Raw genomic sequence first — 14,938 nt, 5'->3', positions numbered from 1 at the left:
CTACGACTCGTCCGTTTTCCGTTCGTCCGTCGATTCTTCAGCGAAGCGAATCTCCTCGACTACTCGGCGCTCCCCGTCGACGTACTTGTAGCGGACGCCCTCTTCCTCGGCTTCCGTCTGTCGGTGTGAGCCGTCACACAGCGGAAATTCGTCGCTCAGCCCGCAGCGACAGACGGCGATGTCGCTGTGCTTCTCGTCGAGGTCGTCTGCGTCGAACTTGACCGGGCCGGTCGCATCGAGCGTGACTTCGCGCACGGTCGTCGTTGGGAGGCCGGACGCTTCACTCTCACCCCGCCGAGTCACTCCTCTCGCGCGAACCACGTCTCCGGCGGCGCGAGCACACCCGACAGTACACCCGTCAACAATAGGAAGTACGCGAACAGGCCGCCGAGCAAGCACGCGAGAACGAGCGGTGCGAGCGCCCGCCCGCCCACGGCCGCCGCGAGTGGCCCACCGACGGCGACGAGGAGCGTCCCGCCCCAGCGCACCCGCCGATCGGCCCACAGGCGTCGCGCTCGCCCAGGGTTGCGGGCCATCACGAGTTCGAGTGCGACCGCGCCTGCGACGCCGACGGCGGCGGCCACGAGCGCTGGGCGAGTGCCGAACGACCAGAACGTGAGGCCGAGCAGTCGCGTCGCCACGAGGAGAGCCACAGTTGCACCCGCCGCGAGGACGGCGTCACGGTGCCAGGAGTTCACACGACCGATCCGGGTGCGTGGCGTTTAATCCGCCCGACCCGGAACGCGTGGTATGGTATCCACGACCCGCCGCGCCGCCGAGTACCTCCTCGGCGTGTTCGGCGTGATGCTCCTACTCGCGTTCGTCTACCAGTGGGGGTTCGCCGCCTTCGAGGGCGAGCAGGTGGGCTACGCGCACTCGCTGTACGTGGTCGTGGAGACGTTCACGACGACCGGGTTCGGCATCGACGTGAACCAGTGGGACGCAGACGGAATGTTACTGCTGATGGTGGGGATGCAGTTGGCTGGCGTCGGTATCATCTTCCTCGCGTTGCCGGCGATCATCGTCCCGCTGGTGAACGAGGCGATATCCACGTCGCCGCCGCGGGCGACGACGAAACGCGACCACGTCGTCATCTGTTCGTTCACCCCTCGCGGCGCGACGCTCGCGCGGGAACTCGACGCACGCGACCAGTCGTACGTGGTCGTCGTCGACGACCGGGAACAGGCGATCGACCTCTCGGACGACTACGACGTGGTCCACGGTGACCCCGAAGAGGTCGAGACGCTCGAACGCGCGAACACCGCGAACGCACGGGCGCTCGTCGCCGACGCAGACGACGAGACGAACGCAAGCGTCGTCCTCTCGGCGCGTGAGTGTTCGGAGGACCTCCGAGTGGTCAGCCTCGTCGAAGACGAGGACGTGGCCGACTACCACCGGTACGCCGGGGCAGACCGCGTCATCTCGCCGCGCCGTCTGCTCGGGGAGAGCCTCGGCGCGAAAGCCACCGCCAGCGTCGCGGACGAACTCGGCGACGGCGTCGAGATTGGCGAGGACTTCCAGATCGCAGAACTGCTCGTCCACCACGGGAGTCCACTGGTCGGCGGGACAGTCGCCGAGTCGGGCATCGGCGAGCGAACCGGCGCGAACGTCCTCGGCGCGTGGGACGACGGCGAGTTCGAGTCGCCGCCGCGCCCGGAACGCGTCATCGACGAACACACCGTCTTGCTTGTCGTCGGCAACGAGTCCGAACTGGAGGCGCTCAAGCAACTGACCCTCTCGGAGACCCGACAGCGCCGCCGCGGGCGCGTCCTCGTCGCCGGCTATGGGATGGTCGGCCACAGCGCCGCCGACGAACTCCGGCCGACCGACGACGTGGTCGTCGTCGACGAGGTCGACAAGCCGGGCGTCGACGTGGTCGGCGACGCGACCGACCGCGAGACGTTGAAGGAGGCGGGCGTCGAGGACGCCCGCGCGGTCGTCCTCGCACTCGACTCGGACACGACGACCATCTTCGCGACGCTGGCGGTGAAGCAGGTCGCTCCGCGTGCGGAGGTCATCGTCCGCGCGAACGACGCCGACTCCGTGCCGAAACTCTATCGTGCGGGCGCAGAGTACGTCCTCGCGCTGTCGACCGTCTCCGGTCGCCTCCTCGCCTCCCACCTCCTCGACGAGGAAGTGCTTCGCCCGGAGACGCAGGTCGACCTCGTCCGCACCGCCGCCCCCGCACTGGAGGGGCGTGGCCTCGCAGACGCCGACGTTCGCGCGCGAACCGGGTGCACCGTCGTCGCTATCGAACGCGACGGCGACCTGCTGACGGACATCGGCCCCGACACGAAAGTCGTCGAGGGCGACACGCTTGTCGTCGCCGGCACCGACGACGCGGTGAACCGCTTCAACGAACTGTTCGCGTGAGCGGTCACGGCAGCGGCGACCGCGTCGATGGCCTCACTCTGCGTCGACGAACACGACCGCCTGCCCGTTCGCCAGCGTCACCGCCTCGTCGACCGCGGGCGGCGTCTCACGCTCTGCTGCGACACCCGGTGCGACGAGTTCCGCCTCGAACGCCGCCGGGTCCAGTTCTGCGTCGACGAGGTCGGCGGGCGTGACCGACTCCGGTGCACCTTCCATATTTCCGACGAACAGCACACGCTCGTCGCCGTTGGGCGACTCCCGCAGGCCGTAGTAGACGACCGACCCGTTCGCGGGGTTGCGGTAGCCGAAGCGGTCGGTCGCCTCGGCGTCTGCGGGCGCGATGCCCGGCCCCTCCTCGTCGGGGGCGTCGGGGAGGCGCATCGACTCGCGGAGCCACGGGCGGTCCTGCCGGAACTCGCGAACGCGGCGGTTGAACGCCGTCCGCTCGGCGTCCTGGTCGTCCGTCCAGTTCGCGAGGTTGGCGAAGTCGGCCACGTCGCGCATCCACGCGTCGGCGAACCGATCGAGGTCCTCCGCGTCGGGTTCGATCGCCAAGTCGAGCGCCGACAGCATCGTCGCCATCGTCTCGCGGTCGTAGTCGGTCGGGTCGACCGTCGACGCCAGCGCCTTCACGAAGTCGTCCAACTCCTCGCGCGTCTCGAAGCCCATCGCCTTCAACCGCTGGAAGAAGCGGTCGTCGTCGTAGTCCTCCTCGCGGACCTGCCAGTCGACGAGGTTGTGTTCGTCGGCGACGACCTTCACGTTCCAGGCGGCGTCGGTGTCGCGGATGAACCCCCACGGCCCGCGGGCGTTGGCGTTGAGGAAGTCCATCGGGACGCCCGGCAACAGGCAGTGTAGCAGGGCGTTCGTCGCGGGGTTGTCGTACGCGCGGTCGATAATCTCCGGGGCGGAGTCGCCCAGATAGCGGTTGATCGGGTCGCCCTCCCACGACTCGGGGACGTCAACCTGTGTCCCGCGGCGGACGGTGTCGTGGTTGGCGACGCCGGTGATCCAGTTGCCGCCCATGTCCGCCACCTCCCGGACGCGCCACCACTTCGACGCCCAGAAGGTGAGCATCGCGGGCTTGTTGTGCGCGAACGTGATTGGCGACCACTGGAACGAGTGGGGGTGTTGGTCGATGAGCGTGCGGTAGGTGGACGCGAGTTCCCAGTCGTGGCGCGGCCACGGCCGGCCGTCCTCGTAGATCATCCACGGGCGGTACTCCGTGCCCGCGACCTCCTGCGTGACGGCGTCCATCTCCGCGAGGAACGCGTCGTCGTGTTCCATCTCCTCGGTCTCGGGATTCCAGTTGCGGAAGTCCTGTGCGCCGTCGACGCGGATGCCGTCTGCGCCCCAGTCCATCTTGCGTCGCTGGAGGTCGAGGACGTGCGCGCGGACCATCGGCTCTAGGTAGTCGAGGTGCTGCCCGTACATCCCGGGTCCGTGGAAGAAGCGGTCGGGCAGGACTTCGAGGCCACCGTTGTCGGCGTGGCCAAGCGCCACGTCGAAGACGACTTTCACCGGGTTCGGGAGCGAGTGACAGGCGGCGATGAAGTCCACGAGTTCGTCCGGGCGGCCCGACTCCAAGATGGTCGGCGCGGGCGCGGAGAACGCGCGAACGACGATGTCGTACCCCCAGTTCACCTTGTCCGGGCGGGCGACCGTCGCGGTCGCCGTCTCGCCCTCGCGGGTCAGGTCGCGCCAGTCGCCCTCGGTGTCCGAGCGTTCGGTGATGGGTTCGACCGGCATCAACTGGATGGCGTCGTAGCCGGCGAACGTCTGCTCGAACGCCGACAGCGACTCGCCCGAGCGCTGTTTTTCCCCGACACTCTCGACGAAGTCGGCGAGGCCGCCGAGCGACTCAGATGCGGTCGCGGTTCCGGGGTGAATCTCGACCATACTCGTCGCAGGGTCGACCCGGGGGAGGCCGTCGTCTTCGGAGGTCGAGACGCGTTCCTCGTCGGTTCCGAGCGCCTCGAAGTAGTCGCGGTCGTCGCGTTCGCGGTCGAGGCGGGCGCGGTCGTACAGTTCCGCGGGGGCGAACGCGCCGAAGGGGACGGAGTCTGCGAGCGGGTCCTGTACCGTCCCGAGGCCGTCGGGGCCGACCTGTCCGGGGAGGTCCTCGGGGTCGGCGTCGCTGTCGGCGGCGTCGACCTCGTACACCAACTGGTACAGCGACCCGAGACGGTCGCGCGTGCCAGCGACCATCCCCTCGACGGCGGCGTACGTCACCTCGCCCGCGCGGCGCGTCTCGACGAGCGACCGGTCGAACTCGACGGCCCGAAGGTCCGTCTCGCCAGGGTCGGTGTCTGCGGGCGGTGTCAGTACCTCTAGGTACACCGCGTCGGCGGGCACGCCGTGGTCTGCGAGACCGGGCGTCCAGATACCGACGGTCGCGTGGTCGTCGTGGACGTGCGCGCCCAACTCGGGCAAGAGTTCCTTCGCCGCCGCGAACTCGTCGTCGTGTGTCGCCGTCACCGACTCGTGTCGGTCGACGAGCGCCGCAGTCTCGGCTGGGTGCAGCGTCGCCGCTCCGATGGAATCGAGACTCATTACTCGCCCGCAGTACCGCCATCGGCTTGATTGCACCGTGTCGCGTCAGGCGTTGCGCGGTCGTCTCAGCGACGTGACCTGCTCACCGCCCCGCCCGACCCAGCGGCGCGACGGGCGACCCGGCGACCACCCACGCGACGAGCAAGCCAGCGCCGACCAACTCGGGGATAGCCAGTCCCGGCCCGAGACGCACGCCCTCGACGTAGAGCCACCACTGTCCCAAGTGGCCGACCGCGCCCGCGACGGCGGCTTTCCCGGTCGTGGTTCGCCAGCGTCGGAGGCCGTCGACGCCGACGACGGCGGTGAGCGCGAGGTAGAAGCCCGCAGCGACCGGGAAGTGTAGCGGGTCGCCCGAGGGGAACACGCCGACGGCCGACATCAACAGCGCCGCGAGTGCGAATCCGACGGCGACAGCGCGAGCGACGAGGCTGTCGACGCGGCCGCGCGACCCACTCGCCGACGTCCACAGCACCCATGCGTACGGGAGGGCGACGAGACCCGCGAGGATCAGCCCCCAGTTGAACGCCGTCGCGACGGCGGCGCTGTCGGCGACGCCCAGATCCGAGAGGGCGTTGTCGGTCAGGGAAAACCACGGCGCGAGTGCGACCGCGAGGACGATGCCGCCGAACGAGAGCGCGGACGCACCGACGCCGGAGACGGCGGCGACGCGGTGACGAGAGACGGACATACCCGTGGGTGTGCGCCGGAGTACATGGTCGTTGTCCCACGGGAACGAACGTGCGAAGAGTGGAGTCTGTTGGCAGGGCGACAGCGTGGGGCGTCGTCGTCAGTCGTCGCTCGAGCCGTCATCCTCGTCTGCGCCGACGTGTTGGCCCCAGAAGCCCGGGAACTTCTCGACGGTCACGTCGCCCTCGACGGTCGTCTGGCACGCGAGTCGGAGGCCCGACTCGGGGTCGTGCGGCGGCACCCGCAGGCGAAGACGCTCCCGGCGCGTCGGGTCGGAGACCGCGCCGTCGACGCGCACCGCACAGGTGCCACACGATCCGAAGCCGTGACAGTTCAGCGTGTCCGCGCCGCCGTTGTGCGGCGTCAGCCCCGCCGCGAGCAACACGTCCCGGAGGGTGTCGCCGCGGTCGCACTCGACGGTCTCGCCGCGGAATCGAACGGTCGGCATACGAGACAGTACGGGTGCGAACGCCAAATACGTCGGGACAGGCGTGGTGTCGCTCACGCTCGACACGGACGACGCCTACGGTTCCGCCTCCCGAACGCTTTCCACCTCGACGGACCCACTCCGGACGATGACCGATCTACGACTCCCGGCGCTGGGACTCGGCACCTCACAGAACGACGACTTCGAGGAGTGTGCCGAGACCGTGAAACAGGCACTGGAACTGGGCTACCGCCACGTCGACACCGCGCAGATGTACGACAACGAAGCGGCCGTCGGCGAGGGCATCCGCCGGGCGGACGTGCCCCGCGAGGACGTCGTCGTGGCGACGAAGGTGCACCCCGACAACCTCGCGTACGACGACGCGAAGCGCACCGCTCGCGAGTCGCTGGAGCGACTCGGCCTCGACGCCGTGGAGATGCTGTACGTCCACTGGCCCATCTCGGCGTACGACCCCGAGGAGACGCTTCGCGCGATGGACGAACTCCACGACGAGGGCTTGTGTGAGTACGTCTGTCTGTCGAACTTCACGCCCGAGTTGCTCGACGAGGCGCGCGACATCCTCGATGCGCCCGTCGCCGCTCACCAGGTCGAGTGTCACCCCCTGCTCCCGCAGGACGAACTGCGCGAGTACGCGGTCGAGAACGACCACTACCTCGTCGGCTACTCGCCGCTGGGTCGCGGCGAGGCGCTAGACGACCCGCTACTCACGGAGATCGCGGAGAAGCACGACACGTCGACCGCGGCGGTGTGTCTCGCGTGGGCGTTCGCACAGGAGGCGCTCGTACCCATTCCGAAGGCGACCGGTGACCACGTCCGCGCGAACTACGAGGCACAGGAGTTGGAGTTAGACGAGGAGGACCTCGACCGCATCGCCGCCTACGACGCCCGCGAACGGTTCATCGACCCCGACGGCGCGGCGTGGAACCAGTGAGCGGCCGGGACCGTCAAAACTCGATCCCGAGTCGGTTCAGCGTCAGCAAGGCGAGATAGCCGACGACGCCCGCGGCGAACAGGAGGACCGGAAACACGAACGGCCCGAACACCGACACCAGCGCGTCTATCGGCCCGAGTTGCACGGGCGCGATTGGACCCGTGCAGGGTTAAACGCCGCGGGAGACTCACTACGGTCCGTCGCCGCCGTCCGTCGCGTGCGGCGATCCGTTGTCGGGGGCGGGCGGCTCACTCGGGGCGACCGCGGCGTCTGCGTCGCGGAGCACGGATATCTCCCGCTGTGGGTACGGAATCTCGATCCCGGCCTCGGCGAAGCGGTCGTGGATCGCACGGTTGAGTCGGTGCGTCGCCTTCGCGCGGCGCGTCGGTGCGGCCACCCAACACAGCAGTTCGTACTCCAGCGCCGAGTCGCCGAATCGGCGGAAGCGACACCGCGGCTTGGGCGAGTCGAGGACGAGCGACTCCGAGAGTGCGATGTCGACGAGCAACTCCTCGAGTTCGTCGAGGTCGGTGCCGTAGGCGACGCCGACCGGGACGCGAACGCGGCGGCGGCGCGATGGCGCGGACTGGTTGATCACCTTCGTCGCGTTCAGCACGGAGTTGGGGACGGTGACCATCACCTCGTCGCGCGTGAGCAGCGTCGTCGAGCGGACGCCCACCTTCACGACCGTCCCGGTCTCGCCGGAGTCGAGTTCGATGAAGTCGCCGACGCGGTAGGTGTCGTCGAAGTACAGCGCGACGCCACCGAAGAAGTTGGCAACGGTGTCTTTCGCGGCGAACCCGACCGCGATGCCGGCGATGCCCGCACCCGCCAGCAGGGGCGTCACGTCTATCTCCCAGATGTAGAGGACGGTCCCGACGGTGCCGACGGCGACGACGAGCGTCCAGACGTTCGAGAAGACGGGCGCGAAGTCGTAGCGCGCGCCCGACTCCTGGAGGTAGTCGACGCCACGGTTGACCGTCTCGTTGAGCGCCCACGCCCACAGGACGACGACCAGCGTCAGCGCGGGGTCGCCGAAGAACGCCTCCAACGCGCGCTCCGACACCGGGACCGCGGCGACGACGCCGTCGAGTCGTGTGAGGAGGAACACGCCTGCGAGTGCGAACGAGGCGACCAACGGCACCCGGAGTTCGGCGAGAACGATCTCGTCGAGTTTGGTCTCGGTTCGCGTGACGAACCGCTGGGCGGCCCGGAGGACGACGAACTCTGCGAGGAGTGCGGCCCCGAGCGAGACAGCCACCACGACCGCGGCCGCCTCCCACGGCGCGAACGAGTCGAGCGTGGCGAGTGCATCCATTAGCGACCGGATGGATACCCGATGAGATAACTCCGCCGCTCGGCCCGAGGGCTCTTACCGGGGGCGGTCGTTCCGACGAGCGTGTACCGACGGGGCCACCTCGGCGTCGCGATGTTGACGCTCGCACCGATCACGTTCCTCCTGATCGCGACCGGCTATCTCGTGTTCGCCGCACTCGTCGCCGGAACGGTGTTGTACCTCGCGATGTTGCCCGACGTCGACCACCGCATTCCGGGCGTCCCGCACCGCGGGCCGACCCACTCGCTGCTGTTCGCGGGCGTCGTCGGCGCGGTGTTCGCGGGCGCGGCGACGCTGGTCGAACCGATCTTCTCGGTCGCCGTCCCCGGCGGCCTGCCGATGCCCGTGTTCGGCTTCCTGCTCGGGTTCGGCGCGGTCGTCGCCCACCTGCTTGGCGACGTGATCACACCCGCCGGCGTCAACTTCCTGTGGCCGTACCCGAAGGAGTGGTCGCTGTACCTGACGACCGCCGACTCGACGGTGTGGAACTGGGGGCTGTTCGGCCTCGGCGTGTTCGCGATGGCGGCGTCGGTCGTCCTCGCGGTGCAGGGACTGCCGATCTGAGCGGCAGGCCGTTATCCAATCGTCCGACGACGCTCCGACTGTGACGGCGACGCGAGGACTCACCACAAGACATATTTCCGCGCCGTGAGGCGTCGGGATATGGTCCTCCTCCAAAACGCAGGCGGTGCCCTCGCGTTCGTCATCTGGCTGGTGTTCACGGCGCTGTTCATCTATATGGTGTACTGGACGTACAAAGACGCCCAGCGCAACAGCAGTCACCCCGCGTTCCTGTGGGCCATCGTCGTGTTCCTCGCGCCGTTGCTCGGTCTCGTCCTCTACTTCCTGCTCGGCCGGAACTGACGCCGGGTCGACCCGTCCTCGGCTCGGGGGTAGGGATTTAGTCCCGGTCGCCGAACGCCGAGGTATGAGCGACGACTCCGTTCAGGCCGACTTACTCGACGACGCCCAGCGACGCTTCCCCGTCCCCGACTACGAGGAACTGCCGGCGGACATCCAAGAACGACTGGACGAGGAGACCGACCGCGCCGGGTTCACGCCGAACGTGATGAGCGCACTGGCGTACAAGCCGAGTCACTTCCGGGCGTTCTTGGACTTCCACGACGCGTTCGTCGACGACACGACCCTCGACCGCGAGGAGGTGGAGATGATCATCGTCGCCGTCTCCGGGCGGAACAACTGCCTGTACTGCAACGTCGCCCACGGCGCACTCGTGCGCATCTACGCGAACGACCCCCACCTCGCGGACCAACTGACCTCGAACCACCGCACCGCCGACGTGACCGACGAGCGGATGGCGATGCTGGAGGTGGCGGTGAAACTGACGGAGGAACCCGACGCCGTGACGAGTGACGACCTCGCGTTGCTACTGGAGGCTGGCTACTCCGAAGAGGAGGTGTGGGACATCGGGATGGTCGCCGCGTTCTTCAACTTCTCCAACCGGATGGCGACGTTCGCCGACTGGCGACCCAACGAGGAGTTCTACACGATGGGGCGGTAGCGAAGCGTCCGTCGGCCGTGTCGCACTCAGGCGGTCGACTCGACGTCGTACTGGTCCGGAACCGCTGCGATCAGGTCAAGCGGGTCGGCGTCGCCGTCGACGGTCACGACGTTGTCCTCGTGGTCGGCGGTGACGCTCGAAACGCCCTCGATGGCCTTCAGTGCAGTCACGACGTTGTCCTCACACCCACCACACGTCATCCCGCTAACGGTCATTGTCGTCGTCATACGTCGCCGTAGTCGATCGGGGGTGATGCCAATTTCGGTATCGGATTCGGATCCGTAGAGGGGGTTTCGATCGAGTCGTTCTGACTGATCTCTACTTTGCTTCCAAAGATCAAAAGGCGCTCTGAGCCGATACTTCGAAGGGGAAAACCGCATCAATAGTCCCCCCGTACTAGTACCCAATGAGTGATCAGCACCGAGTGACTATCGACATCGGCGGGATGACGTGCGCCAACTGCGCTGCAACCATCGAGGACGCCGTCGGCGACCTCGACGGCGTGGGCGAGGTGAGCGCCAACTACGCCACCGACGAGGCGACCGTCGCATTCGACCCCGACCGCGTCTCACTGTCTACCCTTTTCGACGCGGTCGAGTCGGCGGGGTACGACCCTATCGCCGAGACGGTCAGCGTCGGCATCACTGGGATGACGTGTGCGAACTGCTCGGCGACCATCGAGGACGCCGTCGGCGATCTACCGGGCGTCATCGACGTCGACGCCAACTTCGCGACCGACGAGGCGACCGTCCGGTACGTTCCGTCTGTCACGAACCTCGACGACGTGTACGACGCCATCGAGGCGGCGGGGTACGAACCCATCCGCGACGAGGATGGCGACGGCGGCGAGTCCGCGAAAGACGCCGCGCGGTCGGCCGAACTGCGCCGCCAGCGCCGTCTGACGCTGTTCGGTGCGGCGCTGTCTGCGCCCCTCCTCGCGATGCTCGTCCTCGAACTGTTCGCGCCGGGCGTCATCCCCGACGAGATACCGGGCACGAGCCTCCACGTCGGCTGGGTCGCGTTCGCCCTGGCGACGCCCGTGCAGGTCATCTTGGGCCGTGAGTTCTATGAGAACTCCTACACGGCGCTCGTGGTGAACCGCCGCGCCAATATGGACGTCCTCATCGCGCTGGGGTCGTCGACGGCGTACGGCTACTCGGTCGTCGCGTTGCTGGGCGTGTTGCCGCAGGCGGGCCTGTACTTCGACACCGCCGCGCTCATCCTCGTGTTCATCACGCTCGGCAACTACCTCGAAGCCCGCTCCAAATCGCAGGCAGGAGAAGCGATCCGGTCGCTGCTGGAGATGGAGGCCGACACCGCGACGGTCGTCCGCGAGGACGGCACCGAAGCGGAGGTGCCGCTGGAAGACGTCGAGGTCGGCGACCATCTGAAGGTGAAGCCCGGCGAGAAGGTGCCGACCGACGCGGTGGTCGTCGAGGGCGAGTCCGCCGTCGACGAGTCGATGGTCACCGGCGAGTCCGTCCCCGTCGAGAAGACGGAGGGCGACGAGGTCATCGGGTCGACCGTCAACGAGACGGGCGTCCTCGTCGTCGAGGCGACGAAGGTGGGCGAGGAGACGGCGATCCAACAGATCGTCAAGCGCGTCAAAGAGGCGCAGTCGCGCCAGCCAGACATCCAACGCGTGGCCGACCGCATCTCCGCGTACTTCGTCCCCGCCGTCATCGCCAACGCTCTGCTGTGGGGCGGCGTGTGGTACCTCGCGCCCGAGACGCTCGCCACCTTCATCTCGTCGCTGCCGCTGTGGGGCCTCGCCGCCGGCGGCCCCGCCGCTGTCGGCGTGACGGAGTTCGCGGTGCTGGTGTTCGCGTCGGCGGTGCTCATCGCGTGTCCCTGCGCGTTGGGTCTCGCGACGCCCGCGGCGACGATGGTGGGCACGAGCATCGGCGCGCAACACGGCGTCCTGTTCGAGGGTGGCGACGTCCTCGAACGGGTGCGCGACACGGACACGGTCGTCTTCGACAAGACGGGCACGCTGACGCGCGGTGAGATGACGCTCACCGACGCCCGGCCCGTGACGGCCGCGACCGACGGCGCCGTGCCTGCCGACGCCGACGAGGACGCCGTCGACGACGACGAGCGCACCGCAGAGGAGCGCCTGCTAGCGGCCGCTGCGACCGCCGAACACGGGAGCGAACACCCCATCGCCGAGGCCGTCGTCGCCGGCGCGCGCGACCGCGGCGTCGACCCCGGCGAGTTGCAGGTACTCCAGAACGTCTCCGGGAAGGGCATCCGTGCCCGGACGGAACACGGCACGGTCGTCGTCGGAAAGCCGGAGTTGCTCCGAGAGAACGACGTCGACCCCGACCCCGCGATGGACGCGATGGCCGAACTGGAGTCTGAGGGGAAGACCGCGATGCTGGTCGCCTGTGACGGCGAACTGCTGGGCGTCCTCGCGGTCGCCGACGAGGTTCGGGAGTCCGCGAAGCAGGCCGTCGCCGCCCTGCGCGACCGTGGCATCGCCGTCCACATGATCACCGGCGACAACGAGCGGACCGCCCGCGCGGTCGCCGAACAGGTCGGCGTCGACCCCGACAACGTTCGCGCCGGCGTCCTCCCGGAGGACAAAGCCGACGCGGTCGAAGCCATCCAGGCCGACGGCTCACGGGCGATGATGGTCGGCGACGGCGTCAACGACGCGCCGGCGCTGGCGTCGGCGTTCGTCGGCGTCGCCATCGGATCGGGAACCGACGTGGCCATCGAAGCCGCCGACGTGACGCTGATGCGCTCGGACCCGTTCGACGTGGTGAAAGCCATCAACGTCTCCGAGGGGACGCTCGCGAAGATCAAACAGAACCTGTTCTGGGCGCTCGGCTACAACACCGCGATGATCCCGCTGGCGTCGCTGGGCCTGCTTCAGCCAGTCCTCGCGGCGGGTGCGATGGCGTTCTCCAGCGTCTCCGTGCTGGCGAACAGCCTCGTATTCCGGTCGTACGACCCGGACGAGCGGTACCGCATCCTCAAGCGGTTCCGCTAAGGCTTACAGCGTCCCGTTCGCGCCCATCTCGCGGAGGTCGTCTGCTCGTTCACGGATCGCGTCCCACTCCTCGTCGTCTTTCCCGTCGACGTGGGAGTACATCAGCCCCATCCGCCCGGTGCCGCGCAGGACTTCCTCGTTGCGCTTGAGGAAGTCCCAGTAGAGGGCGTTGAACGGGCACGCGCCCTCGCCGGTTGTCTTGGTGTGGTAGTACGGGCACGACGAGCAGTAGTCGCTCATCTTGTTGACGTAGTTCCCAGAGGAGGCGTACGGCTTCGAGGAGAGGACGTCCGTCGCGAACGACCCCATCCCGACGACGTTCGGCGTCGTCACCCAGTGGAAGGCGTCGACGAAGCCCAGGTGGAACCAGCGGTTCAGTTCCTGCGGGTCCGCCCCGTACACGAGCGCGAAGTTCGATAGCACCATCAGGCGCTCGATGTGGTGCGCGTAGCCGTGGTCGCGGACGTGTCCGACCGACTCCGAGAGACACGTCATGTCGGTCTCACCGGTCCAGTACGCCTCCGGGAGCGGTTCGGTCTGGTCGAGTTGGTTCGCCTCGGCCATCTCCGGCATCGCCTCGCGGTAGACGTGGCGCATGAACTCCCGCCACCCGATGACCTGCCGGACGAACCCCTCCACGGAGTTGAGCGGAATCTCGGGACCGTCGCCGTCGACGCCGTCGTGGTACGCCTCCACTACCGCGTCGACCACCTCACGCGGGTGCAGGAGGCCGAGGTTGATGGCGGGCGACAGCAGCGAGTGATCAAGCGCCCACTCACCCTCCACCATCGCGTCCTGATACGGCCCAAACTCCGGGAGGCGGACGGCGACGAACTGCTCCAGCGCCTGCAACGCCTCCTCGCGAGTGACCGGCCACACGAACTCCGCGAGGTCGGCACTCCCCCAGTGGTCGTCGTAGCGGTCGGTGACGAACTCGTGGACCTCTCGCGTCGTCTCGTCGGCCTCGAACTCCGGTATCGGCGGCGGCGACCAGTCGTCGGGCGGCGTCTCGCGATTCTCGTCGTCGTAGTTCCACTCGCCGCCGACGGGGTTACCGTCGTCCATCAGGATGCCCGTCTCCCGGCGGACGTGCCGGTACCAGTGCTCCTGGCGATACGTCGCGCCCGACCCGCCGTCCGCGTCGGTCCAGTCGTCCCACTCGGCGGGTGTCGTGAGGAAGCAGTCGTTCTCGACGAGCGTGCAGTCGCCGCCACGTTCCTCGACCAGTCGCTTCAGTCGCTCACCCGCGCCGTGGCTCGGCGGTCGCTGGAGCACCAACGAGTCGCCAGGGTTCGCCTCGAAGTAGGCGTCGAGGCCGTCGCCGAACGACTCCGCCTCGATGTACGTCACGTCGTAGCCTGCGTCGCGAAGGTCGTCGCGGACGTGTCGCATCGCGGAGAAGACGAGCGTGAGTTTCTGCGGGTGGTACGGCATCCGCTCGGCGAAGCCGTGTGCCTCGATCAGTAGGACGTGGTCGGCAGACTGCAGCGGTGCGGCGTCCGGGTACAGTTGGTCGCCGAGGAGCCAGACGGTCATAGTGGTGTGTGGTGAGTGATGAGTGCGGGAACGGATGGGCGTGCTGCTGTGAAAGCGGTGCTGTCGGTCGGATCGCGTGTGATCAACTACGGCGGCATCGACAAAGGCCGTTGTGGCAGATGTGCGCCTAGGGGGGCGTCGCCACCCCGGTTACCGCTCGCGGGTGTCGCGGCGTGCGGCCCGCTCTGCGGACTCGCGGTCGCGGACGTCTGCGGCGTCGCGCTCCCGTTCCTCGCGCACGAGGAGGTACAGCGCCAGCGGCACGGCGAGCGCGAGCAGGAGGAAGACGACGGACGCGATGCCGACAGCCGCCATCTACCCGAAGAACACGTCGACGATGTCGCTGCCGCTCGACCCGGTGTCGCGGTACAGTTCCGAGTAGCCGCAGTTCGTACACGAGACGACCCGGAACTTGTTCGTCTGGATGTCGAACATCTTGCTCAGACCGCCGCCAGTCGTCGAGATGGTGCCGACCTCGGCATCGGTGTGGTCGCACTTCGGACAGCCGTGGTCGCCACCGGTGGAGGGCTCGGATGCCATAGTCGCGGCTTCCGCGG

17 protein-coding genes are annotated in these 14,938 nt (G+C 68.2%); 6 read left to right on the top strand and 11 right to left on the bottom strand.

Features of this window, described 5'->3' with window-relative positions; all coding sequences use genetic code 11:
- On the bottom strand, positions 1 to 255 hold the full coding sequence (locus P0D77_RS05985) for a CDGSH iron-sulfur domain-containing protein (protein WP_277555339.1): 255 nt from the start codon (positions 253 to 255) through the stop codon (positions 1 to 3).
- 44 nt (positions 256 to 299) lie between these two features.
- Positions 300 to 698: a hypothetical protein gene (locus P0D77_RS05980; protein WP_277555338.1), complete on the bottom strand. Its 399-nt coding sequence runs from the start codon at positions 696 to 698 to the stop codon at positions 300 to 302.
- Positions 699 to 750: 52 nt separating this feature from the next.
- On the opposite strand from P0D77_RS05980, the gene P0D77_RS05975 reads away from it, so the two are divergent.
- A complete protein-coding gene (locus P0D77_RS05975; RefSeq protein WP_277555337.1) occupies positions 751 to 2,373 on the top strand; it encodes a potassium channel family protein in 1,623 nt (540 codons plus the stop codon).
- Positions 2,374 to 2,406: 33 nt separating this feature from the next.
- Here the strand turns inward: P0D77_RS05975 and gghA are convergent, their stop codons facing one another.
- The 3 genes from gghA to P0D77_RS05960 form a co-directional block, all read right to left on the bottom strand.
- The gene (gghA, locus tag P0D77_RS05970; protein ID WP_277555336.1) at positions 2,407 to 4,926 is read right to left on the bottom strand and encodes a glucosylglycerol hydrolase; all 2,520 of its coding nucleotides are present in this window, start codon (positions 4,924 to 4,926) and stop codon (positions 2,407 to 2,409) included.
- Positions 4,927 to 5,008: 82 nt separating this feature from the next.
- Positions 5,009 to 5,614: a DUF998 domain-containing protein gene (locus tag P0D77_RS05965; protein WP_277555334.1), complete on the bottom strand. Its 606-nt coding sequence runs from the start codon at positions 5,612 to 5,614 to the stop codon at positions 5,009 to 5,011.
- A 99-nt stretch (positions 5,615 to 5,713) separates the two neighbouring features.
- Entirely contained in the window at positions 5,714 to 6,061 is a 348-nt protein-coding gene (locus tag P0D77_RS05960; protein WP_277555333.1) for a 2Fe-2S iron-sulfur cluster-binding protein, read from the bottom strand.
- Positions 6,062 to 6,188: 127 nt separating this feature from the next.
- Here P0D77_RS05960 and P0D77_RS05955 point away from each other — a divergent pair, with 127 nt between their 5' ends.
- A complete protein-coding gene (locus P0D77_RS05955; protein WP_277555332.1) occupies positions 6,189 to 6,992 on the top strand; it encodes an aldo/keto reductase in 804 nt (267 codons plus the stop codon).
- A gap of 13 nt (positions 6,993 to 7,005) precedes the next feature.
- Here P0D77_RS05955 and P0D77_RS05950 read toward each other — a convergent pair whose 3' ends face one another.
- Positions 7,006 to 7,137: a hypothetical protein gene (locus P0D77_RS05950; RefSeq protein ID WP_277555331.1), complete on the bottom strand. Its 132-nt coding sequence runs from the start codon at positions 7,135 to 7,137 to the stop codon at positions 7,006 to 7,008.
- Between the two features lie 45 nt (positions 7,138 to 7,182).
- A complete protein-coding gene (locus tag P0D77_RS05945; RefSeq protein WP_277555330.1) occupies positions 7,183 to 8,310 on the bottom strand; it encodes a mechanosensitive ion channel family protein in 1,128 nt (375 codons plus the stop codon).
- Positions 8,311 to 8,391: 81 nt separating this feature from the next.
- Between P0D77_RS05945 and P0D77_RS05940 the strand changes: the two genes are divergently transcribed.
- The 3 genes from P0D77_RS05940 to P0D77_RS05930 all read left to right on the top strand — a co-directional run bounded on the left by P0D77_RS05940 (position 8,392) and on the right by P0D77_RS05930 (position 9,850).
- Positions 8,392 to 8,892 (top strand): metal-dependent hydrolase, encoded by a 501-nt coding sequence (locus P0D77_RS05940; RefSeq protein ID WP_277555329.1) that lies wholly within the window; start codon positions 8,392 to 8,394, stop codon positions 8,890 to 8,892.
- 99 nt (positions 8,893 to 8,991) lie between these two features.
- A complete protein-coding gene (locus tag P0D77_RS05935) occupies positions 8,992 to 9,192 on the top strand; it encodes a PLDc N-terminal domain-containing protein (RefSeq protein ID WP_277555328.1) in 201 nt (66 codons plus the stop codon).
- A 64-nt stretch (positions 9,193 to 9,256) separates the two neighbouring features.
- Complete coding sequence (locus P0D77_RS05930; RefSeq protein WP_277555327.1) at positions 9,257 to 9,850, top strand: peroxidase-related enzyme; 594 nt, start codon at positions 9,257 to 9,259, stop codon at positions 9,848 to 9,850.
- Positions 9,851 to 9,876: 26 nt separating this feature from the next.
- On the opposite strand, the gene P0D77_RS05925 is transcribed toward P0D77_RS05930, so the two are convergent.
- Positions 9,877 to 10,077: a heavy-metal-associated domain-containing protein gene (locus tag P0D77_RS05925; protein ID WP_277555326.1), complete on the bottom strand. Its 201-nt coding sequence runs from the start codon at positions 10,075 to 10,077 to the stop codon at positions 9,877 to 9,879.
- 179 nt (positions 10,078 to 10,256) lie between these two features.
- On the opposite strand from P0D77_RS05925, the gene P0D77_RS05920 reads away from it, so the two are divergent.
- Positions 10,257 to 12,845, top strand: coding sequence for a heavy metal translocating P-type ATPase (locus tag P0D77_RS05920; protein ID WP_277555325.1), 2,589 nt, complete (start codon positions 10,257 to 10,259; stop codon positions 12,843 to 12,845).
- Between the two features lie 3 nt (positions 12,846 to 12,848).
- Here P0D77_RS05920 and P0D77_RS05915 read toward each other — a convergent pair whose 3' ends face one another.
- The 3 genes from P0D77_RS05915 to P0D77_RS05905 form a co-directional block, all read right to left on the bottom strand.
- The gene (locus tag P0D77_RS05915) at positions 12,849 to 14,381 is read right to left on the bottom strand and encodes a cryptochrome/photolyase family protein (protein ID WP_277555324.1); all 1,533 of its coding nucleotides are present in this window, start codon (positions 14,379 to 14,381) and stop codon (positions 12,849 to 12,851) included.
- 150 nt (positions 14,382 to 14,531) lie between these two features.
- Entirely contained in the window at positions 14,532 to 14,696 is a 165-nt protein-coding gene (locus P0D77_RS05910; protein ID WP_277555322.1) for a DUF8143 family protein, read from the bottom strand.
- Positions 14,697 to 14,921, bottom strand: a complete 225-nt coding sequence (locus P0D77_RS05905) for a zinc ribbon domain-containing protein (protein ID WP_277555321.1) — start codon at positions 14,919 to 14,921, stop codon at positions 14,697 to 14,699.
- Positions 14,922 to 14,938 lie beyond the last annotated feature (17 nt).

Origin of the sequence: Halobaculum limi, assembly GCF_029490015.1 — an archaeon.
Taxonomy (GTDB): Archaea; Halobacteriota; Halobacteria; order Halobacteriales; family Haloferacaceae; genus Halobaculum; species Halobaculum limi.
The sequence above is the reverse complement of the archived record's forward strand: the minus strand, read 5'-3'. Positions and strand labels throughout refer to the sequence as shown.

Coding starts and splice junctions, on each gene's coding strand:
- P0D77_RS05975 (WP_277555337.1), top strand. CDS start 751: ATGGTATCCACGACCCGCCGCGCCGCCGAGTACCTCCTCGGCGTGTTC.
- gghA (WP_277555336.1), bottom strand. CDS start 4,926: ATGAGTCTCGATTCCATCGGAGCGGCGACGCTGCACCCAGCCGAGACT.
- P0D77_RS05965 (WP_277555334.1), bottom strand. CDS start 5,614: ATGTCCGTCTCTCGTCACCGCGTCGCCGCCGTCTCCGGCGTCGGTGCG.
- P0D77_RS05960 (WP_277555333.1), bottom strand. CDS start 6,061: ATGCCGACCGTTCGATTCCGCGGCGAGACCGTCGAGTGCGACCGCGGC.
- P0D77_RS05955 (WP_277555332.1), top strand. CDS start 6,189: ATGACCGATCTACGACTCCCGGCGCTGGGACTCGGCACCTCACAGAAC.
- P0D77_RS05945 (WP_277555330.1), bottom strand. CDS start 8,310: ATGGATGCACTCGCCACGCTCGACTCGTTCGCGCCGTGGGAGGCGGCC.
- P0D77_RS05935 (WP_277555328.1), top strand. CDS start 8,992: ATGGTCCTCCTCCAAAACGCAGGCGGTGCCCTCGCGTTCGTCATCTGG.
- P0D77_RS05930 (WP_277555327.1), top strand. CDS start 9,257: ATGAGCGACGACTCCGTTCAGGCCGACTTACTCGACGACGCCCAGCGA.
- P0D77_RS05925 (WP_277555326.1), bottom strand. CDS start 10,077: ATGACGACGACAATGACCGTTAGCGGGATGACGTGTGGTGGGTGTGAG.
- P0D77_RS05920 (WP_277555325.1), top strand. CDS start 10,257: ATGAGTGATCAGCACCGAGTGACTATCGACATCGGCGGGATGACGTGC.
- P0D77_RS05915 (WP_277555324.1), bottom strand. CDS start 14,381: ATGACCGTCTGGCTCCTCGGCGACCAACTGTACCCGGACGCCGCACCG.
- P0D77_RS05910 (WP_277555322.1), bottom strand. CDS start 14,696: ATGGCGGCTGTCGGCATCGCGTCCGTCGTCTTCCTCCTGCTCGCGCTC.
- P0D77_RS05905 (WP_277555321.1), bottom strand. CDS start 14,921: ATGGCATCCGAGCCCTCCACCGGTGGCGACCACGGCTGTCCGAAGTGC.